General features: G+C 65.7%; 25 protein-coding genes. 7 read left to right on the top strand and 18 right to left on the bottom strand.

Annotation, left to right across the window (positions count from 1 at the left end; translation table 11 throughout):
- Nucleotides 1–54 precede the first annotated feature (54 nt).
- The gene (locus MRBLWO13_RS04995; protein WP_341976701.1) at nt 55–1,482 is read right to left on the bottom strand and encodes a CCA tRNA nucleotidyltransferase; all 1,428 of its coding nucleotides are present in this window, start codon (nt 1,480–1,482) and stop codon (nt 55–57) included.
- A gap of 101 nt (nt 1,483–1,583) precedes the next feature.
- Between MRBLWO13_RS04995 and MRBLWO13_RS04990 the strand changes: the two genes are divergently transcribed.
- Complete coding sequence (locus MRBLWO13_RS04990; protein ID WP_341976700.1) at nt 1,584–3,356, top strand: alkaline phosphatase family protein; 1,773 nt, start codon at nt 1,584–1,586, stop codon at nt 3,354–3,356.
- Between the two features lie 34 nt (nt 3,357–3,390).
- Here the strand turns inward: MRBLWO13_RS04990 and MRBLWO13_RS04985 are convergent, their stop codons facing one another.
- The 5 genes from MRBLWO13_RS04985 to MRBLWO13_RS04965 are packed head-to-tail and all read right to left on the bottom strand — an operon-like array spanning nt 3,391 to nt 7,100.
- The gene (locus MRBLWO13_RS04985; RefSeq protein WP_341976699.1) at nt 3,391–3,684 is read right to left on the bottom strand and encodes a hypothetical protein; all 294 of its coding nucleotides are present in this window, start codon (nt 3,682–3,684) and stop codon (nt 3,391–3,393) included.
- A gap of 58 nt (nt 3,685–3,742) precedes the next feature.
- The gene (locus tag MRBLWO13_RS04980) at nt 3,743–4,228 is read right to left on the bottom strand and encodes a GNAT family N-acetyltransferase (protein WP_341976698.1); all 486 of its coding nucleotides are present in this window, start codon (nt 4,226–4,228) and stop codon (nt 3,743–3,745) included.
- Nucleotides 4,225–4,455: a hypothetical protein gene (locus MRBLWO13_RS04975; protein ID WP_341976697.1), complete on the bottom strand. Its 231-nt coding sequence runs from the start codon at nt 4,453–4,455 to the stop codon at nt 4,225–4,227. Before MRBLWO13_RS04975 ends, MRBLWO13_RS04980 begins: the two co-directional genes overlap by 4 nt.
- Nucleotides 4,456–4,486: 31 nt before the next feature.
- Entirely contained in the window at nt 4,487–5,542 is a 1,056-nt protein-coding gene (locus MRBLWO13_RS04970; protein ID WP_341976696.1) for an LLM class flavin-dependent oxidoreductase, read from the bottom strand.
- 49 nt (nt 5,543–5,591) lie between these two features.
- The gene (locus tag MRBLWO13_RS04965; RefSeq protein WP_341976695.1) at nt 5,592–7,100 is read right to left on the bottom strand and encodes a methyltransferase; all 1,509 of its coding nucleotides are present in this window, start codon (nt 7,098–7,100) and stop codon (nt 5,592–5,594) included.
- A gap of 106 nt (nt 7,101–7,206) precedes the next feature.
- On the opposite strand from MRBLWO13_RS04965, the gene MRBLWO13_RS04960 reads away from it, so the two are divergent.
- From MRBLWO13_RS04960 to MRBLWO13_RS04940, 5 genes are all read left to right on the top strand, one after another.
- The gene (locus tag MRBLWO13_RS04960) at nt 7,207–9,357 is read left to right on the top strand and encodes a DUF6049 family protein (protein ID WP_341976694.1); all 2,151 of its coding nucleotides are present in this window, start codon (nt 7,207–7,209) and stop codon (nt 9,355–9,357) included.
- Nucleotides 9,354–10,952, top strand: a complete 1,599-nt coding sequence (gene murJ, locus MRBLWO13_RS04955; protein ID WP_341976693.1) for a murein biosynthesis integral membrane protein MurJ — start codon at nt 9,354–9,356, stop codon at nt 10,950–10,952. Before MRBLWO13_RS04960 ends, murJ begins: the two co-directional genes overlap by 4 nt.
- 135 nt (nt 10,953–11,087) lie before the next feature.
- Entirely contained in the window at nt 11,088–12,062 is a 975-nt protein-coding gene (trxB, locus tag MRBLWO13_RS04950) for a thioredoxin-disulfide reductase (protein ID WP_341976692.1), read from the top strand.
- 69 nt (nt 12,063–12,131) lie between these two features.
- Nucleotides 12,132–12,455 (top strand): thioredoxin, encoded by a 324-nt coding sequence (trxA, locus tag MRBLWO13_RS04945; protein WP_102193608.1) that lies wholly within the window; start codon nt 12,132–12,134, stop codon nt 12,453–12,455.
- A gap of 143 nt (nt 12,456–12,598) precedes the next feature.
- Entirely contained in the window at nt 12,599–12,916 is a 318-nt protein-coding gene (locus MRBLWO13_RS04940) for a hypothetical protein (RefSeq protein WP_341976691.1), read from the top strand.
- A 43-nt stretch (nt 12,917–12,959) separates the two neighbouring features.
- Here the strand turns inward: MRBLWO13_RS04940 and MRBLWO13_RS04935 are convergent, their stop codons facing one another.
- The 12 genes from MRBLWO13_RS04935 to rpmH all read right to left on the bottom strand — a co-directional run bounded on the left by MRBLWO13_RS04935 (nt 12,960) and on the right by rpmH (nt 21,559).
- A complete protein-coding gene (locus MRBLWO13_RS04935) occupies nt 12,960–13,487 on the bottom strand; it encodes a GrpB family protein (protein WP_341976690.1) in 528 nt (175 codons plus the stop codon).
- A 19-nt stretch (nt 13,488–13,506) separates the two neighbouring features.
- Nucleotides 13,507–13,836, bottom strand: coding sequence for a tryptophan synthase subunit alpha (locus MRBLWO13_RS04930; RefSeq protein WP_341976689.1), 330 nt, complete (start codon nt 13,834–13,836; stop codon nt 13,507–13,509).
- Nucleotides 13,837–13,907: 71 nt separating this feature from the next.
- Nucleotides 13,908–15,377, bottom strand: a complete 1,470-nt coding sequence (locus tag MRBLWO13_RS04925; protein WP_341976688.1) for a sugar porter family MFS transporter — start codon at nt 15,375–15,377, stop codon at nt 13,908–13,910.
- A gap of 134 nt (nt 15,378–15,511) precedes the next feature.
- A complete protein-coding gene (locus MRBLWO13_RS04920) occupies nt 15,512–16,486 on the bottom strand; it encodes a ParB/RepB/Spo0J family partition protein (RefSeq protein WP_341976687.1) in 975 nt (324 codons plus the stop codon).
- Entirely contained in the window at nt 16,486–17,361 is an 876-nt protein-coding gene (locus MRBLWO13_RS04915; RefSeq protein WP_341976686.1) for a ParA family protein, read from the bottom strand. Before MRBLWO13_RS04915 ends, MRBLWO13_RS04920 begins: the two co-directional genes overlap by 1 nt.
- 453 nt (nt 17,362–17,814) lie before the next feature.
- Nucleotides 17,815–18,150, bottom strand: coding sequence for a hypothetical protein (locus MRBLWO13_RS04910; protein WP_341976685.1), 336 nt, complete (start codon nt 18,148–18,150; stop codon nt 17,815–17,817).
- Between the two features lie 351 nt (nt 18,151–18,501).
- Complete coding sequence (gene rsmG / locus MRBLWO13_RS04905) at nt 18,502–19,128, bottom strand: 16S rRNA (guanine(527)-N(7))-methyltransferase RsmG (RefSeq protein WP_341976684.1); 627 nt, start codon at nt 19,126–19,128, stop codon at nt 18,502–18,504.
- A 33-nt stretch (nt 19,129–19,161) separates the two neighbouring features.
- Nucleotides 19,162–19,656: a R3H domain-containing nucleic acid-binding protein gene (locus MRBLWO13_RS04900; protein WP_341976683.1), complete on the bottom strand. Its 495-nt coding sequence runs from the start codon at nt 19,654–19,656 to the stop codon at nt 19,162–19,164.
- The gene (yidC, locus tag MRBLWO13_RS04895) at nt 19,653–20,714 is read right to left on the bottom strand and encodes a membrane protein insertase YidC (RefSeq protein ID WP_341976682.1); all 1,062 of its coding nucleotides are present in this window, start codon (nt 20,712–20,714) and stop codon (nt 19,653–19,655) included. Before yidC ends, MRBLWO13_RS04900 begins: the two co-directional genes overlap by 4 nt.
- Before the next feature lie 3 nt (nt 20,715–20,717).
- Complete coding sequence (yidD, locus tag MRBLWO13_RS04890) at nt 20,718–21,068, bottom strand: membrane protein insertion efficiency factor YidD (RefSeq protein ID WP_341976681.1); 351 nt, start codon at nt 21,066–21,068, stop codon at nt 20,718–20,720.
- Complete coding sequence (gene rnpA, locus MRBLWO13_RS04885; RefSeq protein WP_341976680.1) at nt 21,065–21,415, bottom strand: ribonuclease P protein component; 351 nt, start codon at nt 21,413–21,415, stop codon at nt 21,065–21,067. The genes yidD and rnpA overlap by 4 nt, the downstream gene beginning before the upstream one ends.
- Nucleotides 21,416–21,421: 6 nt before the next feature.
- Complete coding sequence (rpmH, locus tag MRBLWO13_RS04880; protein WP_013584598.1) at nt 21,422–21,559, bottom strand: 50S ribosomal protein L34; 138 nt, start codon at nt 21,557–21,559, stop codon at nt 21,422–21,424.
- 315 nt (nt 21,560–21,874) lie between these two features.
- Between rpmH and dnaA the strand changes: the two genes are divergently transcribed.
- A complete protein-coding gene (gene dnaA, locus MRBLWO13_RS04875) occupies nt 21,875–23,266 on the top strand; it encodes a chromosomal replication initiator protein DnaA (protein WP_341976679.1) in 1,392 nt (463 codons plus the stop codon).
- Nucleotides 23,267–23,485: the final 219 nt, after the last annotated feature.

Here is a 23,485-nt window from a genome sequence, read left to right as displayed (position 1 = left end):
CCCGCACCCCAGCATAGGAGCGTTCCCATCCGCGCGGAACAGGCTCTCGAACGGTCAGCTTCGGGCGGCCCACCACTCGCGCAGCCGCTGCTCGGCGGCATCCGCCCCCAGCACACCCTCGTCGAGGCGCAGATCCAGCAGGAAGCGGTAGGCCTCGCCGACCTCGCGGCCCGGTTTGATCCCGAGCACCTCTTGGATGCGGTTGCCGTCGACCTCGGGGCGGATCGAGTCGAGCTCCTCCTGCTCGCGGAGGGCCGCGATGCGCGACTCGATGTCGTCATAGGCGCTGGCGAGACGTGAAGCCTTGCGCTTGTTCCGGGTGGTCACGTCGGCGCGGGTGAGGATGTGCAGCCGCTCCAGCAGATCGCCGGCGTCGCGCACGTACCGGCGCACCGCGGCATCCGTCCATGCACCCTCGGCGTAGCCGAAGAAACGCAGATGCAGTTCGATCAGGGTCGCGACGGCATCCGTCGTGTCCCCGTCGAAGCGCAGGGACTGCATCCGCTTGCGCGCCATCCGCGCCCCGACGATGTCGTGGTGGTGGAAGGTGACGACGCCGCCGTCTTCGAGCTTGCGCGTGCGCGGCTTGCCGATGTCGTGCAGCAGCGCGGCGATGCGCAGCGCGACGTCGGGCCCGGCCTCTGGGTTGCGGGTGTGCTCGAGCTCGATGGCCTGGGTCAGAACCGTCAGCGAGTGCTCGTAGACGTCTTTGTGGTGGTGGTGCTCATCGACCTCGAGGCGCAGCGCGCTGACCTCGGGGAGGAACTCTTCGATGAGACCGGTATCGACGAGCACGCGGATGCCGCGCACCGGATCGTCGGTCTGCATGAGGCGCACCAGCTCGGATTGGATGCGTTCGGGACTGACGATCTTCAGGGTCGCGCGAAGACGCTCGATCGCGGCGCGGGTGCCCTCTTCGATGTCGAAGCCGAGCTGCGCGCTGAACCGGGCGGCGCGGAGCATCCGTAGCGGGTCATCGCCGAAGCTCACGGCCGGGTCGGCCGGCGTGCGCAGGATGCGGGCGACGAGGTCTTCGACGCCGCCGGTCGGGTCGACCAGCTTGACCGCGGGAACCTGCAGCGCCATCGCGTTGACGGTGAAGTCACGGCGGGCGAGGTCGCCGTCGATCGTGTCGCCGAACTCGACGGTCGGCTTGCGGGTGACGCCGTCGTAGCTGTCGGCCCGATAGGTGGTGATCTCGACCTGCTCGCCCTGCACGCGGGCGCCGATCGTGCCGAAGGCGCGGCCGATGTCCCAGTGCGCCGTGGCGATCGGCTTCACGATGCGGAGGATGTCGTCCGGCAACGCGTCGGTGGTGAAGTCGAGGTCGTTCGTCGGGCGTCCCAGCAGTGCATCGCGCACCGGACCACCGACGACGGCGAGGTCGAAGCCGGCGTCGGCGAAGGCGCGCGCGAGCGTCGCGACGACGGGATGCGCGGCGAGCGCGCCGAGGCGGGCCAGGCCGTCGGCCATGTTGAGCATGGGTTCCAGCGTACCGGGGCCGGTGCGGGGTGCCCCTGCCCCGCCGGCCTGCGCCGAGTCCTTCCTCCCGAGTTCCGACGGCGATATATAGGATCGGCGTCATGACCGACAACGACGAGCCGTCCCCCGAAGAGGTCGCGGCGGCCCAGCGCGCCACCTCTCGGCGCGACTTCTTCAAGATCGGCGGCGCGGCCGTCGCGGGCGCGGTGGCGGGCGGCGTCGGCGGGGCAGTGATCGGGAATGCGATCGGTGAACGGCAGGGATTCCTCGAGGGGTCGACCGACTTCGGCGCTCTCGCTCCGCGCCACGCGCCCGGGTTCGATCACCTCGTCGTCGTGATGGGCGAGAACCGCTCGTTCGACAACCTGCTCGGCTATCTGTACTCGAAGGAGGATCTGCCGGAGGGGCAGACCTTCGACGGCCTCAACTTCGGCGACTACGGCAACTTCTCGGTCGACGGCACGACGTGGGTTCCCGCGCACATCTACCAGGGCGACACCGACAAGATCATGGGCTATCCCAACCCTGATCCCGGTGAGGAGTTCCCGCACGTCAACACCCAGATCTTCAACACGGTCGTGCCGGAATCGAACTCGGCCCTGTTCGTGGAGCAGATGCAGCCGCCGTTCAACACACCGCAGAACGGTGAGCAGCCGACGATGAGCGGCTTCCTCACCGACTACATCATCAACTACATGCGCCTGAAGAAGGGCACCGCTCCCACCGCCGACGAAGCCAGTCAGATCATGGGTTCGTTCTCGCCGCAGATGCTGCCGACTCTCTCGACGCTGGCGAAGGAGTTCGCCGTCTTCGACAGCTGGTTCTGCGCCGTTCCGTCGCAGACGTTCTGCAACCGGTCGTTCTTCCACGCCTCCACCTCGCATGGCTTCGTCACGAACAAGCACGGCGGCGGCTACGACAAGTGGCTCGACGCCCCCGCGGCACCGACGATCTTCAACCGCCTCGAAGACGCCGGCCTGAGCTGGAAGATCTACTTCGACGAACTGCAGATGGTGTCCTTCACCGGGGTGCTGCACGCGCCGGTGCTGGAGAAGTTCTGGAAGACCGAGCACTTCGGCACGATGGACGATTTCTACGCGGATGCCGAGCATGGCGAGCTGCCGGCGTACGCGTTCATCGAGCCGCGCATGGTCTACAACCACAACGACTTCCACCCGCCGTTCGGAGCGCTGCACGAGAGCGACGTGTTCGGTTCCGACGTGATCAACAGCGCACACTCCGACGTACGCGCCGGTGACGAGCTCATCCACGACATCTACACGGCGATCCGGCAGAGCAAGTCAGCCAAGGGGTCCAACGCGGTCAACACGATGCTGTTGATCACGTTCGACGAGCACGGCGGATGCTACGACCACGTGCCGCCGCCGGAGGCGACTTCGCCGAGCCCGGCAGATGATCCCGGCGAGATGGGGTTCGAGTTCGACCGGCTCGGCTGCCGTGTTCCCGCCATCGCCGTGTCCGCGTACACCCGGCGCGGCACCGTCATCAATGACGAGATGCACCACGGCTCGGTCATCGCGACGCTGAGCAGGCTGCACGGCCTCAAGCCGCTCACCCGACGCGATGCCACGGCGAACACCATGTTCAACGTCATCAACCTCGACAAGCCGCGGCATCCGGCGGACTGGCCCGAGACGACGCCGTCGTTCACTCCGGAGAACCCCGAGGCGACCCCGCCGCATCCGGCGCACGCGCACAAGGACAAGCCGCTCACGCCGCCGGCGCACGGGCTCCTCGGTCTGCTGCTCGCGCGCTACGGCCTGCCGGACGACGAGGAGCCGCAGACCTACGAAGATGCCTACAACCTGCTGCACAAGCACGGGCGAGGCCTCTTCGGCGTCGAGCAGGGCTGAAGCCGGCTGTCGTCGGCGCGCGGCGGCGGCGTGGTCAGAACAGCGGGTTCTCGCCCCTGGCCTGCGCGAGGGCCGCGGCGCGGTTCTTCAAGTGCCGCATGAGGAGCGTGCTGAGCGCCACGCCTCCGATCAGCGCGACACCGGCAAGGATCCAGACTCCCATCTCGGGGTCGACGAGTCCGAGCACGTAGACGGCCACCACCACGATCAGCAGCACGGTTCCCTCGACGAGGGCGAAGTTGCGGAACAGCTTCGTCTGGCGCTGCGCGTAGTCCTTCTCGACATCTCTCGCGCGTCCACCGACCGACGAGTCCCCTGCGTAGCTCATGCGTCCCACCGTAGCGAAGGCGGTTCCTCGGTCGGGACGGATGTGCGTCCAGCGGTGCTCAGGCGAGCTCGAAGAACAGAAGCCTGTCACGCGCGTCCCAGGGAGCGGCGGGAGAGAATCCCAGCTTTCGATACAAGAGGATCGCCGGCTCGCGCCAATCCCACACCGAAAGTCTCACCGGTCGAGAAGCATCCCGAAGTGCTTCACGGATCAGTGCGCTTCCCACGCCGTGACCTCTCGCTGGCGGTGTCGTCCAGAAGCGCTTGACCTCTGACGCGCCCGCCGTCCTCGTGACGACGACGATCCCGCAATCCGCACTGTCGACCGATGCGACGAGCACGCGCATCCCGGCCAGCGATTTCTCGGGGTCGGAGATCTCGCGCGCGTAGCGATCCGGGAGTACAGCTGCTCGTGGGGTGAGGCCGTGATCCCCCTTCTCCGCTTCCGTCTGCCGGAGATAGTCCCCCAGCAGAGCAGACACGGACTCTTCGTCCTCTGGGAAGGAGGCCTCACGGATATCGACCTTGCTCTGGCGGCCTGTCATGCGCGGTCTTTCGTTGCAGCGCGACGCGCGCGGAGGAGCTTGATGCCTCCGACGGTCAGAAGCACTGCACCGAGCAGAACGACCCCGGCACTGAACCAGGCGACGACATCCCATCCGGACCCGGGTACCAGGACCACAAGGCCCGCGCCTCCACCGATGAGGCAGAGCGCACCACCGAGAAGCGGTCCGCCCGCTCCTGGCGTGGGCGTGTGCTCCCAATCCGTCATGGCGTCAGTATCCCACTGGCGATTCGTCGACCTAGATCGGGTACCCCTCGACGGGTCCTTCCGTGTTCGGCTTCCAGCCCAGTGCCGGCGCGACGTGCTTCGCGAACGACTCCAGCACGTGCAGGTTGTAGTCCGGGCCGAGCTGGTTCGGGATGGTCAGCATGAGGGTGTCCGCGGCCATCACCGCCTCATCGGCGAGAAGCTGCGAGATGAGCACGTCCGGCTCCGCGGCATACGTCTTGCCGAACGTCGAGCGGAAGCCGTCGATGATGCCGACCTGATCGCTGCTCTCCTCGGAACGAAGGCCGAAGTAGGCGCGGTCCATGTCGGAGATGAGGGGGAAGACACTTCGGCTGACCGAGACCCGGGGAGTGCCGGTGTGACCCGCCGCCTTGTAGGCAGCGCGGTACAGGTCGATCTGCTCGCGCTGCAGTTCGTGGAACGGCACGCCCGTCGCTTCGGTGAGGAGTGTCGAGCTCATCATGTTGAGGCCGCGGCGCCCGGTGTCCTCGGCGGTCGCCCGCGAACCGGACCCCCACCAGATGTGGTCGCGCAGGGTCGGTGACTGCGGCTCGATCGCCAGGTAATGCCCGGCGCCGACCATCCTCGGGTCGCCCGGAGCGATGCGCTCGCCCTCGATGGCGGCGAGGAACAGGTCGAACTTCTCGCGGGCGAGCACGCTGCCGCGCTCGGCATCCTCTTCATCGACGTACCCGAACGTCTCGTACCCGCGCAGCGCCGTCTCGGGTGACCCACGGCTCACGCCGAGCGCGATGCGCCCGTCGGCGATGAAGTCGAGAGCGGCCGCCTCCTCGGCGAACTGCAGAGGGTTCTCGTACCGCATGTCGATGACGCCGGTGCCGACCTCAATGCGCTTCGTCCGCGCAGCCATCGCGCTGAGCAGCGGCATCGGGGACGCCGCCTGACGAGCCCAGTGGTGCACGCGCACGTAGGCGCCGTTCACGCCGATCTCGTCGGCACCCTCGGCGATCTCGATGGTCTGCTTCAGCATGTCCCCGGCGGTGCGGGTCGCCGAACCGGGCACGTCGGCGTAGTGCCCGAACGAGAGGAATCCGAAAGCCTTCATGATCTATGCGAACGAATGGATGCGGTCGACTATTCCCGTGAACGGACGCTCACGATGCGGCAGGGGCCAGGAATCCGTCGAACACGAGCGAACGGATGCGGGGCTCGAGATCGGTCCACAGGTCGGCGAACGGCACCTCGAACAGATCGGCGAGCGCCGCGGCGATCTGCATGACGGTCAGTTCGCCGTCGCAGGCGCCGACGAACGCGGCGAGCGCCGGATCGACCGACAGCGTGCGGGCGAAGCCGCCGCCCTGACGCAGTTCGATCACGCTCGGATCATCGTCTCCGGGGAGCAGGTGCCGCGCCTCCGTGACGTCAGCAGCCGTGACGAGAGTCACCGGCAGCCCGGTGCTGAGCAGATCGTGCGCGGCAAGGCCGTTGCGCAGCGCCACCCCGACACCCGACACCGGCTGCGACACGGTCTCGATCCGCCGCAGCGGCGAACCGTCGACAGGACGACGCCGCAGCAGCACGTACCCGAATCCGATCGACGTCACGCCACGCTCCGCGAAATCGTCGAGCCACGCAGTGAGCAACGGCGTGAATGCGGCTTCCCTCGGCGTCGTGCCTCCGTCGCGGATCCACAGCTCCGCGTAGCCCAGTGGAGTGAGTTCCTCCCGCTGGATCACCCATAGGTCGAGATCATCCCGAACCCACGAGGACAGCCGATCCAGCCCGGACGCACCGTTTCGCGACTCCCAGTTGCCGAGCAGTTGAGCGACCCCGCCGGGCGTCAGGTACGCCGGCACGTCACGGATGAACTGCTCGACGAGTGCATCGCCGATGAGTCCGCCGTCACGGTACTCGTACTCCGGCACACCGTCGCCGCGCGGGGTGATCACGAACGGCGGGTTCGACACCACCAGATCGAACGCCTCGCCTTCGACCGGTTCGAACATGCTGCCCTGGCGGAACGTGATGTTCGAGACGCCGTTGATCCGGGCATTGATCTCCGCGTAGGCCAGGGCGCGTGCCGAGATGTCGGTCGCGATGACCGTGCCCGCGTATCGGGCGACCAGAAGGGCCTGGATGCCGCATCCGGTGCCCAGATCGAGGGCACGATCGACCTCGATCGGCATGATGATCTCGGCAAGGGTGCGCGAGGCACCGCCGACGCCGAGCACGTGATCGGCAGGAAGAGCCGTTCCGAGCGCGACCTCGTCGAGATCGCTCGCGATCCACCACTCCCCGACGCCGTCGGCGTCGACGAACGACTGCGGCCGCAGCAGCGCGGTCGGCACTACTGTCTCCGCGCTGACCTCCGCCAGCCCGAGAGCGGCCAGACCTGCCACGCCGAGCCGTGGAACAGCAGCCTCTACGAGGTGCGACGGCTGCGGCATCCCGAGCACGAACAGACGCCCGAGCGTCGCGAGCACTCCCTCGTCGCCCGCGATCGCGCGCAGGATCGGCTCGCGCATCCCTCGCCCGAGAGCGTCGTCGGCGTCCTCTCCCCACAACCGTCGGAGCGGTTCGGAGCGGAAGTCCGCGGCATCGAGGTCGGCGGCGAGAGCCGCGCAGTGCAGGGGCTCCGGAACGGGTGCAGAGGTGTCGGACACGGCCGTCACTCTACGCGTGTTCAGGGTTCTCCTTCAGTCGCCCACCTAGAATCACAAGGTCAGTACTCACGAGCAGCCAGCGTCGCCGGCGTTCGAGGAAGACCCTATGACCGTGAACACTCCCGAAACCGGCCTTCGCGCGCAACTGCTGCGGCTCGCGCGCGGCGCGGTCGCATTCGCGATCGTTCTGGGCGTCTGCGGTGGGGGGGCGTCTGCGAGCTACGCCGCGACCGACAAGCAGGTCGAAGACGGATCGGTGGAACTGTTCATCTCCATCGGCGTGCACGGATCGGTGGCGCCGGGAACCGCGACCACGGCTGCGCTCACCGTGCAGAACAGCACCGATGCCGAGGTCTCCGCGGGGCGCGTGGTGCTCGAACTGGGCCGCACTCCTCTTGCCGACAGCGCGGCCCTGACGGCCTGGCTGGATGAAGGAACGACCGACGCCGTGTTCGCGCCGCTGGGCGCCGATGACACGGCATCCGTCGATCCCCGTGGGTCGACGACGGCGAACGTGGTCGTTCCGCAGGAGTCGCTCGCCGACCTCGCCCCCGGCATCTATCCCCTGCGCGCCGGACTCGACGGGGCCACCACCGACGACCTCGATTCCGACACGGCCATCCTGACCGAGGTCTCGTCGACGAGCGTCCTCGTCATCACCGCCGCAACGGCCCCGCAGGTGGGCGTGCTCGTGCCGATCACCGCGACTCCCACTGGTGGGGCGCTGCTCACCCTCGACGAACTGACCACTCTGACCGCCCCGGACGGCGCGCTCACCGCTCAACTCGACGGCGTCGTCGGCACCGCCGCGGCGCTCGCGATCGACCCGGCCATCCTCGCCGCCATCCGTGCCCTGGGTACGGCAGCGCCGACGAGTGTCGTCGAATGGCTCACTCGTCTCGAGGAGCTCCCCAACGAACGCTTCGCCCTGCAGTTCGGCGACGCGGATGCCGCCACGCAGGCGCACGCCGCACTCCCCGCGCTGCTCGAGCCGACCAGTCTGCGCAACTTCCTCGACCCGAAGATGTTCCCGAGCATCCCGAGCACGGCGACACCGACACCCACACCGGAACCGACCGCTGAGCCGAGCCTGCCCGACGATGCCGAACTGACGACGCTTCCCGGAGCGATGCCCGGCATCCTGTGGCCGCGCGGCGACGTCACCGGCGACGACCTCGCCACGTTCGCCGGATACCTGGGCGGGCCGGGAACGACGATCCTGCCCTCCACCTCCATCGGCGAGAAGATCAGCGGGCACGCCGCCGTCGGCGAGAACGACCTCCTCATCACGGACGCCGCCGTCTCGGCGGCCCTGTCCTCCGCAGCGACCGAGCCCGACGCCGACGCACGGGCGCGCTCCCTCGCGGCGGCGAACGCGCATCTCGTCCTGGCGGCGCAGAGCGCGCCGGGCATTCCCCTTCTCGTCGCGCTGGAGCGGAACGAGCTGCGCACCGCCGAGGCGCTGCGCGCCGCCATCTCGGCCGTCGACACCCCGGCCTTCGAACTCTCCGCGCTGCGGGCCGCACCGCCGGCATCCGTCACTCTGACGGCGGAACCTGATGCGTCCCGAGCCACGGCGCTGCAGAACCTGCTCGCTGACGAGGCGACCCTGAACGAGTTCTCGTCGATCCTCACCGACCCGCAGGTGCTCCTCAGTCCTGAACGCATCCGGATCCTCCGCGTGATCGGGGTCGGCTCGACGGCCGAGGAGTTCGCGGAGGCGATCACCACCCATCGCGCGGCCACGCAGACCACTCTCGACGCCGTCGGCATCGAGCCGTCGAGCCTGATCCAGCTGTACGGCGCGAATGCCGAGTTCGGCTTCTGGGTGCGCAACGACCTGCCGTGGCCGGTGAACGTGCGCCTCTTCGCGGAGCCCTCCGACCTGCGCCTCGACGTGCAACGCGAGACCGAGGTCACCGCGGACGCCGCCAGCAACACCCGCGTCAAGGTTCCGGTGGCCGCGCGCCTCGGCAGCGGCGACCTCGACGTGGAACTGAGCCTGAAGAGCCCGACCGGGGTCGACATCGGAACGACGCGGTACGCGGACGTCTCGGTGCGCGCCGAATGGGAGAGCATCGGCCTGATCATCTTCGGCGGGCTGGCCGCACTGCTGATCGTCGTGGGCGTTGTGCGCACGGTGCGTCGCCGACGGCGGCATGAGGCGGCTGAGGCGTCGGATGCATCGGATGCCGAGACAGACGTTGAGGAAGCGGATGCGGAGGCCGAGTTGGCCCCGCTCGAGGAGGAACGTTGAGCAGTCTCGGCCGAGCGAGCGCGATTCTCGGAGCGGGAACGCTCGTCTCACGCCTGACCGGGCTGCTGCGCACGATCGTGCTGGTGGCGGCGATCGGTGAGATCGGGCGTGCGCCGGACGCCTTCGGCATCGCGAACCAGCTTCCGAACAATGTCTTCACGCTCATTCAGACCGGCATCCTGACCGCCGTGATCATTCCTCAGATCATCAAGTCCGCGGCCCACAAAGACGGCGGTCAGGCCTTCATCTCGAAGGTCTTCACGCTCGGAACCATCGTCTTCCTCGCCGCGACAACCCTGGCAGTCATAGCGGCGCCGTGGCTCGTCCATCTCTACGGGCCCGAGTTCACCCCCGCACAGCTCGCCCTCGGCACGGCGTTCGCGTACTGGTGCCTGCCGCAGATCCTGTTCTACGGTCTCTACGCCCTCATCGGCGAGACCCTCAACGCGAAACGCATCTTCGGTCCGTACACCTGGGCGCCGATTGCGAACAACGTCATCTCCATCGCCGGTTTCCTCGTGTTCATCGCCCTGTTCGGCGGAGACCGCAGGCACGTCGACATGTGGGATCCGACCATGATCGCCGTCCTCGGCGGCACTGCGACCCTCGGCATCGCCGTCCAGGCCCTGATCCTTCTCGCTGCCTGGCGGCGCACCGGTCTGCACCTGCGACCGGACTTCCATTGGCGCGGTGTGGGCCTGCGCGACATCGGCCGGCTCGCCGGCTGGACCTTCATCATGGTGATCGCCGGTCAGCTGGCCGGGCTCGTGCAGTCAATGGTCGTCTCGGCGGCGTCCGGGCAGTTCCCCGCCGGTTTCATGATGGGCAACGCCTGGCTGCTGTTCATGCTGCCGTACTCGATCTTCGCCGTATCGATCGGTACTCCCTACTTCACGCAGATCTCCGAGCACGCGGCGGAAGGCCGCGACGAAGAGGTCCGCGGAGACGTCGCGCGCTGCATCCGAGCCGTCTCGCTCTTCATCGTGGTCTCGATCGCCGCTCTGGTGGCAGCCTCGGTCCCGGCGACCCGCATCTTCACCAACAGTGCGGAGGGCGCCGCTCTCGGGGCCCCGGTGCTCGTCGGCTACCTCGTCGGTCTCCTGCCGCTCTCCGTACTCTTCATCGTGCAGCGCACGTTCTACGCATACGGCGACACCCGCACCCCGTTCTGGATCACGATCGTGCAGTGCGCGATCATCGTCGGCACGGCACTCGTGATCCCGCTGTTCGTTCCGCTCTCGCACCTGGCAGCGGCGATTGCTCTCAGCCAGTCGGCCGCCGGCACCGTGCAGATGATCATCGCGGTCTGGGTGCTGCGACGTCGCCTCGGCGGCCTCGAGCTGGGACAGACGCTGCTCTCGATCGGCCGTTTCGTCATCGCGGCCGTCCCGGCCGGTTTCGCCGGCTGGGGAACGTTCCTGCTTCTCGGCGGCGTCGACGGCTGGTCCGCAGCCGACAAACTGCTCGGAGCCCTTGGCACCAGTGTGATCGGCGGGGTCACCGTCATCGTCTATGCCCTCGTACTGATTGTGCTGCGCGCCCCGGAACTCAAGGTCGCCACCGTGATCCTGCAGCGTTTCCTGCCGAAGCGCTGATCGACCAGGAGGTCGACGAGCCCGCGTCATCTACAGACTGTTCACCTTGCAGCGTCCGTCGGCGCTGTCTCAGGGAATGACCCGCGGTTACCATGGGTTGAAGCAGGGGAACAGACTTTCAGCAACGGAGAGCACATGCGTCAGGTCATCATCATCGGGTCCGGCCCGGCCGGTTTCACAGCTGCCATCTACGCAGCGCGTGCGAGCCTGCAGCCGCTTCTCATCGCCAGCTCGGTCGAGGTCGGCGGCGAGCTGATGAACACCACCGAGGTCGAGAACTACCCGGGCTTCCCCGAGGGCATCCAGGGCCCCGAGCTGATGGCCAAGTTCCAGGAGCAGGCCGAGAAGTTCGGCACCGAGGTTCTCTACGACGACGTCACATCGCTCGATCTGAACGGTCCGGTCAAGACGGTCACGCTGGGCAGCGGCGCAGTTCATGAGGCGTCCACGGTCATCTACGCGACCGGCTCGGCCTATCGCAAGCTCGACGTCGCCGGCGAGGAGCGCCTCTCCGGATATGGCGTGTCGTGGTGCGCGACCTGCGACGGCTTCTTCTTCCGCGAGAAGACGATCGCGGTCGTCGGCGGCGGCGACTCGGCGATGGAGGAGGCGACCTTCCTCACCCGCTTCGCTTCGAAGGTGTACGTCATCCACCGCAAGGACTCCCTGCGCGCATCGAAGATCATGCAGGAACGCGCGTTCGCGAACGAGAAGATCGAGTTCATCTGGAACGCCGAGGTCGCAGAGATCCGTGGCGAGAGCGCGGTCTCGGGTGTGCAGCTGCGCTCGACCGTCGACGGCTCGGTGTCGGAGCTGCCTCTGGACGGCCTGTTCGTCGCGATCGGAAACGACCCGCGCACGCACCTCGTGCACGGCAAGCTCGACCTCACCGCCGAAGGCACGATCTGGGTCGACGGTCGCTCTTCGCGCACCTCGGTACCCGGTGTGTTCGCTGCCGGTGACGTCATCGACCCCACCTACCGTCAGGCGATCACCGCTGCCGGCACCGGAACGGTCGCCGCGCTCGACGCGGAGCACTTCCTCGCCGACCTCGAGGACGCGTCGATGGAAGTTCCCGCTGCGGAGGCCGCGGAGATCATCGTCGCCTGACCAGGCGGGAACACATACCGGTCGCCCGCTGTTGTAGCAGGCGAATCCCACGATCAAGGAGAGTTTCTGATGAGTGCACAGGCGACGAGCCAGGCGACCTGGGAGCAGGACGTTCTGCAGGCCGATGGTCCCGTTCTGGTCGACTTCTGGGCGGAATGGTGCGGCCCGTGTCGCATGGTCTCCCCCGTGCTCGACGAGATCCAGTCGGAGCATCCCGAGAAGATCACGATCCTCAAGCTCAACGTCGATGAGAACCCCGAGCTCGCCATGAAGTACCAGATCACGTCGATCCCGGCGATGAAGGTCTTCCAGGGCGGCGAGGTCAAGCAGACCATCATCGGCGCCAAGCCGAAGTTCGCCCTCGAGAAGGATCTCGAAGCTTTCATCGGCTGACCCATCGACGTATCGAAGCCCGTCACCTCCCCACGGAGGTGACGGGCTTCGTCGTTCGGAGCGGAAGGTGTAGGGCGGAGTTTCACGTGAAACATGGTCAGCAGGGTCATCGCACCCACCTCGTGCCCGCTAGTGTCCTCCGTATGACGACAAATGCACCGAGCAGCTCCCGCCGCGGTCTCGCGATCACCTCCGTCGTTCTGGGGGCGGTGGCTACGCTGATGATCCTCGGCTTCTGGATCATCGGCAGCGCCTTGGACGGACAGGGCCTCTCGAACGGCGCCGTTCTCGCGGTCCTGTCGTTCTACGCGTCCGTCGTCGTCGGCGCGGCGGCCGTTCTTGTCGGTATCGCCGCAGTCATCGTCTCTCGGCCGAGAATCCTCGGGATTGTCGGATTCATTCTGGGTGCTGTGCCCGTCGTCGGGTTCTTCGTGACGATGGCGGCTCAATCCGGACAGTGATCTTCCGGAGGCCAAAGCCGTAGCTCCCCGCGGGCGTCACTGGTTACTTGTCGTAGGCCGACACCTGAGGAAGCCCTCGAGCAGCACGAGCCCGGTCGAGGATCTCTTGAATGACTGCGGTCTTACCTCCGTTGTAGGTGGATGCTCCACTCCTCGCCGCCTGCTCGGCGGCGATCTTCGCGTCTTCGTAATGGGCGGCGTCCGCCGGATTCGTGCGTAGCCAATCGCGCAGGATCCGTTGGTTCGCGGTATCCCACTGTTCCTCCGCGAAGAAGTGGACAATTTGGACACGACGTTCATCCTGCTCGAAGACCATGACCGGGTGCGTTCGGACGCCGCTCCCGACGCGCCACCCCGAGGATTCCAGGCTCTGCCGGTGCTCCTCAAACTCCGTGATGTCCCGGATACGAACGGCCACATCGATGATCGGCTTCGCTCGCATGCCGGGTATCGACGTGGACCCGATGTGTTCGATCACCCACGTCGGGTCGCCGACGCTGCGCAACTGCGCAGCCACGCGTTCGAACTGCTCTGGCCAGGAGGCGTCGTACGGAGTCAGTAGTCCGGACATGTCATCCCTGGCCTTGCCCTCAAGAGGCGACGGTCGGGTCCCAGCGTCGGTGCTTGCGCTTCTCGTCGAGAAGTCCCCACACCGCAGGGGTCAACTCGGGGTACTCCAGGGCGATCTGGCGGAGCACTCGGTAGTGGCGAGCGGCATTCGGGCGCAGCCCGTCATTGGCATTGATGTTGTCGGCGCGGAGCAGATACACGACGAGCTCGTCCACGCTGGGGAGGTCCTCCATGAACTCCCACGGGTCCTCGCCTCCGAGCAGGCGCTCCTGAATCAATACGGCAAGTTCATCCGCCGCTTCCGCACGCAGCACTTCGAGGCTCGCGCGGCGGGGGATGGATTCGGACACGATTCCAGCCTAAACGCTCCCGGAAACGGGGCGGGCGCGGATGCCGCGGTTCGCAGCATCCGGCCCGATTCTCAGCGCTTTCTCGGCGCCGCCGCCCCTTCCGTCATGTCCTCCAACGACTTGCCCTTCGTCTCCTGCACGAATCTCCAGACGAACAGCAGCGACAGGAGCGCGAACGTCGCGTACAGACCGTACGCGAGGCCCAGCGAGATGTCCTTGAGTCCGGGGAACGAGACCGTGATGATCCAGTTCGCCACCCATTGGCCGGCAGCGGCGAGAGACAGCGCCGCTGCACGCATCCGGTTCGGGAACATCTCCCCCAGGAGAACCCAGACCACCGGGCCCCACGACATGCCGAAGGACACGACGAACAGGTTCGCCGCGACGAGCGCGATCGGTCCTGCCATTCCTTCAAGATGCGGAGAGCCGTCGATGACGGGTGCGGTGCCGAAGATGAATGCCATCGTCGTCAGTGTGATCGTCATGCCGATGGATCCGATGATCAGCAGCGGCTTGCGGCCGAACTTGTCGATCGTCGCGATCGCGATCAGTGTCGTCAGGATGTTGATGATCGCACCGATCACGGTGATCACGAACGCCTGCGACTCGTCGAAACCGACGGCCTCCCAGAGGATGTTCGAGTAGTAGAAGATCACGTTGATTCCGACGAACTGCTGGAAGACCGACAGCAGGAGTCCGACCCAGACGATCGCGGCGACCTTTCCCGACGGAGTCCGCAGATCGGCCCAGGACGGCTTCGTCGTGCGCTCCATGGTCTGCTGGATGCGGATGATCGTGGTCTCGATCTTGTCGGGGCCGAGCATCTGCGCGAGCACGACCTTGGCGTCGTCGACGCGGTGCTGCGCGACGAGGTATCGAGGCGATTCCGGGATGGTCAGGGCGAGGCCGCCGTAGATGACCGAGGGGATCGCCATAGCCAGGAACATCCACCGCCAGGCGTCCAGGCCGAACCAGAACGGCTCAGAGGAGCCGCCCGCCGCGGTCGCGATGAGGAAGTCGACGAGCAGTGAGATGAAGATACCGGTGACGATGGCGAGCTGCTGCAGGGATGCGAGACGGCCGCGGATGCGGGCCGGGGCGATCTCCGCGATGTAGGCCGGGGCGATGACCGAGGCCATGCCAACGCCGAGGCCGCCGATCACGCGTCCGACGACGAAGACCCAGAGCCCATCAGGAGCGGGCGCGAACCCGGTCACGATCGCGGAGACCAGGAACAGGACGGCGGCGATCTTCATCACCGCGAGGCGTCCGATCGCATCGGCGATCCGCCCAGCGAGCAACGCCCCCACAGCCGCCCCGATGAGAGCCGACGCGACGGCGAAGCCCAACGCGACCGGATCGGCGTTGAAGGATTTCTCGACCGCCGATACCGCGCCGTTGATCACCGCGCTGTCGTAGCCGAACAGGAAACCACCCAAGGCGGCGACGATCGCGATCCGGATGACTCCGGCGCTCTTCGAGGAATCGTCATCGTCGAAGATCGATTCCTCTGTCGGTGATGCTCCTCCGTGGCCGGCCATGGCAACTCCATCCGCGATCGAGAACACCGACATCATTGCCGGTGGGGAACACCTTGCCATACCGCAACAGGGGAAGCCACCGTTCGAGACGATCCGTTCGGTGGCTTCCCCTGCTTCGCCGTTTCAGACGGAGCTCAACTACTGCCGTAGCCCTCTTCGCCGATCTCGTTCAGGATTCGGTTGAGATCCTGAATCGAGGCGAAATCGATCGTGACCTGGCCTTTGCGCGCACCGAGCGAGATTTTCACGCGGGTGTTGAGGCGGTCACCGAGCTTGCCGGAGACCTCGTCGAGGTACGCACGGCGCGCGCCCGGTGTGGGCTTGGGGGCCTTGCCGGCCGCGGCCGGCTGGGACTTGGCAGCCTCCTCCGTGGCGCGCACGGAGAGATCTTCATTCACGACTTTGTCGGCCAGCCGCTGCATCGCCTCGGGTGTCTGGAGACTGAGGATGGCTCGGGCATGTCCGGCCGACAGCACACCCGCGGCAACCCGCTGCTGCACCGGTACGGGCAGCTTCAGGAGGCGGATCGTGTTGCTGATCTGCGGACGCGAGCGCCCGATGCGGGTGGCCAGCTGTTCCTGCGTGATTCCGAAGTCCTCGAGGAGCTGCTGGTAGGCGGATGCCTCTTCCAGGGGGTTCAGTTCGGAACGATGCAGGTTCTCGAGCAGGGCGTCGCGAAGCAGATCTTCATCCGCAGTCTCGCGCACGATGGCAGGGATCGCCTCGAGCCCCGCTTCGCGCGCAGCCCGGGTACGCCGCTCCCCCATGATGAGCTCGTACTCACCGTCGGAGTTCTTGCGAACGACCACCGGCTGCAGCACACCGAACTCGCGGACGCTGTGCACGAGCTCGGCGAGATCTTCGGTGTCGAAGTGCGTGCGCGGCTGACGCGGGTTCGGAACGATCTTGTGGGGATCGATCTGCACCAGGTGAATGCCAGGGACTTCCGCGAGCTCCGCCTTCGGCTGAACGTCAGGACCGTTGACCTCGATCCCTTGGGACGGTCGGAGGTTCGCGCCGGGGAAGAACACGTCCACCGGACGCTCCACCTGATCTGCAGTGGGGATCAGTGCGCCGATCCCCCGGCCCAGTCCAGTGCGCTTGGCCATCATTTCTCCTTGCTCTGCGACGCGGTACGCGACGCGATCTCGACGGCTGCCTCGCGATAGGCGATTGCGCCGACGGACTGCCCATCGTAGGCGATCACGGTCTGGCCGAAGCTCGGCGCCTCCGACACCCGCACCGAGCGCGGGATCACGGTGTTCAGCACCTGGCTCGGGAAGTGATTGCGGACCTCTTCAGCCACCTGCTGCGCGAGCCGAGTCCGTCCATCGAACATCGTCAGCAGGATCGTAGAGAGGTGAAGTTCCGGATTCAGGTGCTTCTGGATCATCTGGATGCTACCGAGAAGCTGGCTCAACCCCTCCAGTGCGTAGTACTCGCACTGGATGGGGATGAACACCTCGGATGCCGCGGTGAATGCGTTGATCGTCAACAAGCCCAGCGACGGCGGGCAGTCGATGATCACGAAGTCGACGGGGCTGTCGCGGAGATACTCCTGGAGCGCACGACGAAGGCGGTGCTCGCGGGCGACCTGTGCGACGAGTTCGATCTCAGCCCCGGCCAGGTGGATGGTGCTCGGCGCGCAGAAGAGGTTGGGATTCTCTGGGCTGACCTGCACGATGTCCGCCAGGGGGAATTCCTCGATCAGGACGTCGTAGACGCTCGGAACGTCCGCGCTGTGCGGGACGCCAAGGGCGGTCGAGGCGTTGCCCTGCGGGTCCAAGTCGATGACGAGCACCTTCGCCCCCAGGCTCACAAGAGCCGACGCGATATTCACCGCGGTCGTGGTCTTTCCGACCCCGCCCTTCTGGTTGGAAACGGTGAGAACACGCGTCTCCCCCGTGAACTCGACCTTCACAGCTTCCAACGCACGGCGGCGGGCAGTGAGGTCGGCAAGTTCCCGCGCAAGCGGCGTATCCATCCCGAAAGAACTCTTCGGTGATGCCTTTTCGGATTGTTTCACGTGAAACATCCACTCCTTTCGGGGCCGCATTCCACTCTAATCGCAACGGGAGACGTTACCTGTCGCCTTGTCTGGTCAGACGGCTCGGGTTTCTTGGAGACCGGGCTCCGGGATGCTCCCCCTCGTTCGCAGAGCGGGTTCCTTCCCGCTTCGCGGGCCCCTCCCGATGCTCACTCTGGCGACATCCCTGCGCCCTCCGTGGCTTGCGGATAGTGGCTATTCTGCGAGCAATCAGTGGGATGTTGCGGCACTGGCTATCAGCGTCTCGCTGCGCTCGACGACTGCGCTGGAGGAAGTACGTCTATGTTTCACGTGAAACAACGTCGCGGCACTGGGCCAATGTATGGGTCGTTGTGAGGGTGGGGAGTACATGGTGAAACGGTCCCCTTTTGGTCCGTTTCACGTGAAACATCAGGGTGAGTGGAGCGATTTCTGGATCAGGTCGCGTGCCTGTGCGAACGCGCCATTGTCCTCGTACGGCATCCACCTGTCGAGCTGAGTGAGTACCCACTCCCAATGAGCACGCTGAAGCACGACAGGCAAGGGATGATCTTGAGGTGGCCACCCCTGCTCATCGGTTTCACCGACAAACGCGGCTGCGACTCGCCAACCTTCGTCACGCACGCACGATCCGATGCTCACCGACTCCAGGGTCGATTCCACGACGTCGACCGCCATGCTGTTATCCACGCAACCATCGACGCGTTGCCACAGCCACACCGGAACATCGATCGATAAGTACTCCACCCGCTCATCATGTCGATGTTTCACGTGAAACGTCCACACGCAGAGCCCAACTCACCACTCCACCGTAACCATACGATGACCCCCGCACGCAGTCGTCGAGCGAAGCGAGACGCTGCCCCACCCCTACTACTACTACCCACAAATGATGGGGACAACGCTCTGATCACCGACACGAAGGGCGCAGGGATGTCCCCCGAGTGAGCATCGGGAGGGGCCCGCGAAGCGGGAAGGAACCCGCTCTGCGAACGAGGGGGAGCATCCCGGAGCCCGGCCTCCAAGATCCCCAACGCACCGACGAAACCAACCGACCCAGCACCTCAATGTTTCACGTGAAACACCGACAAACCGGCTTCAGCCGCGAACAACCGCCCGCACTACGCGCGTCGTCTCCTCGAGCACACCTTCACCAAGGATCTCCACGCGCACCCCGGAAAGCCGGAACTTCTTGATCTGCTTCTCCGCTGCGTCGATCTCGTTGGCCACGTTCATCCCCTTGAGGAGAATGAGCTCTCCCCCACTGCGAACTAGAGGTGCCGTGATCGGAATGAGTGTACGCAGCGCGCTGACTGCGCGGGCGGTGACGACATCGAAGCCCTGAGGGCGGCGCACTTCCTCGGCGCGCGCACGGAGAACCTCGACGTTGTCGAGTCCGAGAGCTGTCACCTGCTCATTGAGCCAGGTCACGCGGCGCTCCATCGGCTCGACGAGAGTCCACTGCACATCAGGTCGCGCGATGGCGAGTACCACTCCGGGGAGGCCGGCGCCAGACCCGATGTCCGCCACGAACCCGGAGAACAGTGGGGCCGCGATCGCACTGTTGAGAATATGCCGCGTCCACAGTCGCGGCAGCTCCAACGGGCCGATGAGACCGCGCTCCTCGCCCTCGCGTGCCAGTGCATCGGTGAAGGCGCGTGCAAGGTCGATCCGATCCCCGAAGAGATCGGCTGCGACGGCGGGCTCTACCTCTACCCCACTCATGAACGATCTCCGCGTGAATGTTTCACGTGAACATCAACGACGACGAAGAACCGTGTGCCGGTCCGCACCCTCGCCGTACGACTCGGATACGAGTCCGCGTTCGGCCGCGACGTCGTGCACCAGCTTGCGCTCGTAGCTCGACATCGCCGGAAGGGAAGCCTGCGACGCTCCCTCGTCGAGCTTCACAGCCGCAGCATCCACCAGGGTCTCCAGCTGACGACGACGAGCATCGCGGGAACCGCCGACATCGAGGATGAGCCGGGAGAACTGCCCCGTCTTGTTCTGCACGGCGAGGCGGGTGATCTCCTGGAGCGCCTGGACGGTGTCCGGTGCGGAGAGCAGCGCGAGGCCGTTTCCTTCCGCCTCGACCGAGACATACGCACGGGCCTGACGGACATCGAGGTTGAGGTCTCCGTCGATGTCAGCGATGTCCAGCAGCTCCTCGAGGAAGTCCGCGGCGATGTCGCCCTCGTTCTCCAGCTCGGCCACTGTCGGCTCGGTCCGCTCGGTCACGCTCTCGGTCGTCATGAGCCGGTCCCCTTCTTCTTCGCACGCTTCTTACCCACCGGCTGCTGACGCTTCGGTGCTTCGGCCTTCGCCTTCTCGACCGCGTCCAGCAGACGCTGCTGCTCAGCCTCGTAGACCGACATCGGAACGACCTTGCCCGAGGAATCGATCGCCTTGCCCTTGCGAGCCAGCCGCTCTTCGCGGGCCTTCGCCGCCTCAGAACCGGGGGTGGGCATCTCACGGATGACGAGGAACTGCTGGCCCATGGTCCACAGGTTTGAGATGAACCAGTACACGACGACGCCGAGGGGGAAGAAGACGCCGGAGAAGATGAAGCCCAGCGGCAGCACGTAGAGCATGATCTTCTGCATCTGGTACGCCTGCCCGGTCTTGGCTTCCGGGGAGAGGTTCTTCGAGATGATCTGCAGCTGCGTGAAGAACTGCGACCCGATCATGAGGACGACCAGGGTGGCGAGGATGATGATCGCGGTGACGTTCTGTGCGTCCACCGCGTTGCCGAGCGTCTCATGCAGAGATGCACCGAAGACCTTGGCGTCGTAGAACTCTCGCGTGAGATCGGCATTCAAGAGCCCGACGCCGCCGACACCCCAGCCGGCGTGCTTGGTCACATCGTTCAGCACGCTGAACAGCGCGAAGAAGATCGGCATCTGCACCAGGAGAGGCAGACAGCTCGACATCGGCGTCGTACCGTGCTTCTTGTACAGCGCCATCGTCTCGCGGCTCATGGCCTCACGAGAGAGCTGATCCTTCTTGCCGCGGTACTTCTCCTGGACTTTCCGCAGTTCAGGAGCGATTTCCATCATCTTTCGCTGGCTCTTGATCTGCTTCACGAAGAGCGGGATCAGAGCGGCACGGACGACGATGACGAGACCGACGATCGAGAGCACCCAGGTGATGCCGGATGCCGCGGGCAGCCCGACCGCAGTGAACAGGGCGTGCCACGCGACGAGGACCAACTCGACGACCCATTTCAGGGGCCAGAGGATGGTGCTGAGCAGATCGAACCCGCCCGCGGCCGGCGGGGGCGAGGTACTAGCGAACAGAAGGTCGAGACCCACCGATCAGTCCTTTCGAGCAGGGACGACGAAACCGTTCGAGGTCAAGTCGTGGCGGAAGTGTTCGTGCGGCGGTACGTCGTCGACGCCACCGCGAGTCCAGGGATTGCATCGCAGGATGCGCCAGGCCGAGAGCAACGCTCCCCGTCCGGCGCCATGCTGCTGCACCGCACCTACAGCGTAGGCGGAACATGACGGGTAGTACGCACAGACATCTCCATACAGCGGGGATATCACCTTGCGATAGCCGGCCAAGAACCCCAGCACCAGATTGCGGGGGATGAGCGGGATGCTGCGAACTACGTCGTGCGCGTGAAACTGTGCCGTCCCGACCGACGAACCGGGAAGAGCCGTCATGGCAGGGTCCGATCGGTGGCGAGTCGACCCAGGCAGCGGTCCACATCAGCGCGCAGTTCGGCGAAACTCGCCGCGGCAGACGCAGGAAGGGCACGGATGACGACATCCGTGCCCTCAGGGACGCGCTCGAACGCCTCCGCGCAGACGGCTTTGAGCCGTCGACGAACGGTATTGCGCACCACAGCGGTACCCACTTGCTTGCTGATGATGAAGCCGAATCGCGCGGCTCTGCTCTCGCCCGTCGACAACATGGAGGTGACGACGCGCGCCCCGCCACAGCGTGACCCACGTCGAACGACCAGTCGGTAGTCGCTCCCGCGGGTCAATCGATACGGGCGGGCGAGCACAGCGGGCTACGCGGAGAGCTCGGTGCGGCCCTTCGCGCGGCGAGCCGCGAGGATGCCGCGGCCGGCACGCGTGCGCATGCGGGCACGGAAACCGTGCTTCTTGGCGCGACGACGGTTGTTGGGCTGGAAGGTGCGCTTGCTCATGGAATCACTCCGGGAATACTGCCACCGGGTTCACTGCGACCGGAGACATGGGGAACTGCCAAAAATGGCATAAGTCAACCGACTAAGGGTACGTCTTGGCGGCGCCCAGAGCAAATCTGCGCACAACGAGTGACCGCATCCGACACGATGCGCACAGCCATTATCCACAACCCGGCCGCCCGCGTGCGCGCAACACGCGCGCGGAATCTCGTGGGCAGGTTGCCGTTCACAGCTCCGGTGACTACCGTGGCATCCGAAGTTATCCACAGGGGGGCCGTACGTTTTTGACCACCCGCGATCCGCGTCCGGAGCACCATGTCCTCACCTGCCCTGCCCGATGTGCCGATCTGGACGACAGTGCAGGAGCTCCTGGCAGATGACGATCGAGTCACACCGCAGTTGCAGGGGTTCCTCAGCCTCGCGGTTCCGGCTGGAGTCATGGGCGCAACGCTCTACCTCGACGTCCCCAACGATCTGACCGCCGCACAGATCAACAAGCGCCTGCGCCTGCCGATCATGGAAGCCCTCTCCCTCATCGGCGAGGAAGTCACCTCATACCGGGTGGTCGTGAATCACGAGCTCGTCGAGCAGGCGACGGCCCCGATCGCCGTCGCCGACTACGGACGTCCGGAGCAGCCTCGACCCGAATCGCCGATGGAACAGCCGACACCCATCCGGCACGAGTCACGACTCAACCCCAAGTACACCTTCGACAACTTCGTCATCGGCCAATCGAACCGTTTCTCGCACGCGGCTGCGGTCGCTGTGGCAGAGGCGCCGGCGAAGGCGTACAACCCTCTCTTCATCTACGGCGACTCCGGACTGGGCAAGACGCACCTTTTGCACGCCATCGGCGACTACGCGCAGTCGCTGTACACCGGGGTGAAGGTGAGATACGTCTCCAGCGAGGAGTTCACGAACGACTTCATCAACTCGATCGCGAACAACCGCGGGGCCGCCTTCCAGGCGCGATACCGCGACGTCGACATCCTCCTGATCGACGACATCCAGTTCCTGCAGGGCCGCGCCGAAACGCAGGAGGCGTTCTTCCACACCTTCAACACTCTCCACGATCACAACAAGCAGGTCGTGATCACGAGTGATGTCGCGCCCAAGCACCTCACCGGTTTTGAGGATCGGATGCGCAGTCGCTTCGAGTGGGGTCTGATCACCGACGTGCAGGCTCCTGACCTCGAGACCCGCATCGCGATCCTCCGCAAGAAGGCGCAGAGCGAATCGCTGCATATCCCGGACGAGGTGCTGGAGTACATCGCGACGGTCGTCTCCTCGAACATCCGCGAACTCGAGGGGGCCCTCATCCGGGTGTCTGCGTTCGCGAGCCTGAACCGGTCTGCGCTCGACATCTCTCTGGCCCAGACGGTCCTCCGCGACATCATCGACACGGCTGAAGACAACATCATCTCGCCGACCGACATCATCACCGCGACGGCGGGGTACTTCAAGCTCACCGTCGACGACCTGTACGGCTCGAGCCGCTCTCAGCAGATCGCCACCGCCCGTCAGATCGCCATGTACCTGTGCCGGGAGCGCACGAGCCTCTCTCTGCCGAAGATCGGTCAGTTGTTCGGCAACCGCGATCACACGACGGTGATGTACGCGTACAAGAAGATCAGCGAGCTCATGAAGGAGCGGCGCTCGATCTACAACCAGGTCACCGAGATCACCACGCAGCTCGGCCGTCGCTGACGCCTCTCAGCGTCACGACGACGCTCCTGCGAGGGGGGCACGGACATCCCATGGATGCTGTGTCCCCCTTTTCTGTCGGTCGACACGGCCGCGCCACGCCGATAAATGCCTCTATGCACATGTGGATAACTTGTGGATGAGACGGACTCAAGTCGGGACGAATGTGGGTGAATACGGAGAACCTGTGGATAACTACGGGGTTGGTCCAGTCGCTGTGGA

It is taken from the genome of Microbacterium sp. LWO13-1.2 (genome assembly GCF_038397725.1).
Classification (GTDB): Bacteria; Actinomycetota; Actinomycetes; order Actinomycetales; family Microbacteriaceae; genus Microbacterium.
This window is presented reverse-complemented; position numbering and strand designations above follow the sequence as displayed.

Excerpts from the sequence above, each read along its gene's own strand:
- MRBLWO13_RS04925 (WP_341976688.1), bottom strand. The coding sequence starts at position 15,377 with ATGGCCGGCCACGGAGGAGCATCACCGACAGAGGAATCGATCTTCGAC.
- MRBLWO13_RS04920 (WP_341976687.1), bottom strand. The coding sequence starts at position 16,486 with ATGGCCAAGCGCACTGGACTGGGCCGGGGGATCGGCGCACTGATCCCC.
- MRBLWO13_RS04935 (WP_341976690.1), bottom strand. The coding sequence starts at position 13,487 with ATGTCCGGACTACTGACTCCGTACGACGCCTCCTGGCCAGAGCAGTTC.
- MRBLWO13_RS04915 (WP_341976686.1), bottom strand. The coding sequence starts at position 17,361 with ATGGATACGCCGCTTGCGCGGGAACTTGCCGACCTCACTGCCCGCCGC.
- dnaA (WP_341976679.1), top strand. The coding sequence starts at position 21,875 with ATGTCCTCACCTGCCCTGCCCGATGTGCCGATCTGGACGACAGTGCAG.
- rsmG (WP_341976684.1), bottom strand. The coding sequence starts at position 19,128 with ATGAGTGGGGTAGAGGTAGAGCCCGCCGTCGCAGCCGATCTCTTCGGG.
- MRBLWO13_RS04970 (WP_341976696.1), bottom strand. The coding sequence starts at position 5,542 with ATGAAGGCTTTCGGATTCCTCTCGTTCGGGCACTACGCCGACGTGCCC.
- MRBLWO13_RS04990 (WP_341976700.1), top strand. The coding sequence starts at position 1,584 with ATGACCGACAACGACGAGCCGTCCCCCGAAGAGGTCGCGGCGGCCCAG.
- MRBLWO13_RS04960 (WP_341976694.1), top strand. The coding sequence starts at position 7,207 with ATGACCGTGAACACTCCCGAAACCGGCCTTCGCGCGCAACTGCTGCGG.
- MRBLWO13_RS04975 (WP_341976697.1), bottom strand. The coding sequence starts at position 4,455 with ATGACGGATTGGGAGCACACGCCCACGCCAGGAGCGGGCGGACCGCTT.
- MRBLWO13_RS04995 (WP_341976701.1), bottom strand. The coding sequence starts at position 1,482 with ATGCTCAACATGGCCGACGGCCTGGCCCGCCTCGGCGCGCTCGCCGCG.
- MRBLWO13_RS04940 (WP_341976691.1), top strand. The coding sequence starts at position 12,599 with ATGACGACAAATGCACCGAGCAGCTCCCGCCGCGGTCTCGCGATCACC.
- trxA (WP_102193608.1), top strand. The coding sequence starts at position 12,132 with ATGAGTGCACAGGCGACGAGCCAGGCGACCTGGGAGCAGGACGTTCTG.
- MRBLWO13_RS04985 (WP_341976699.1), bottom strand. The coding sequence starts at position 3,684 with ATGAGCTACGCAGGGGACTCGTCGGTCGGTGGACGCGCGAGAGATGTC.
- rpmH (WP_013584598.1), bottom strand. The coding sequence starts at position 21,559 with ATGAGCAAGCGCACCTTCCAGCCCAACAACCGTCGTCGCGCCAAGAAG.
- trxB (WP_341976692.1), top strand. The coding sequence starts at position 11,088 with ATGCGTCAGGTCATCATCATCGGGTCCGGCCCGGCCGGTTTCACAGCT.
- yidD (WP_341976681.1), bottom strand. The coding sequence starts at position 21,068 with ATGACGGCTCTTCCCGGTTCGTCGGTCGGGACGGCACAGTTTCACGCG.
- MRBLWO13_RS04900 (WP_341976683.1), bottom strand. The coding sequence starts at position 19,656 with ATGACGACCGAGAGCGTGACCGAGCGGACCGAGCCGACAGTGGCCGAG.
- MRBLWO13_RS04980 (WP_341976698.1), bottom strand. The coding sequence starts at position 4,228 with ATGACAGGCCGCCAGAGCAAGGTCGATATCCGTGAGGCCTCCTTCCCA.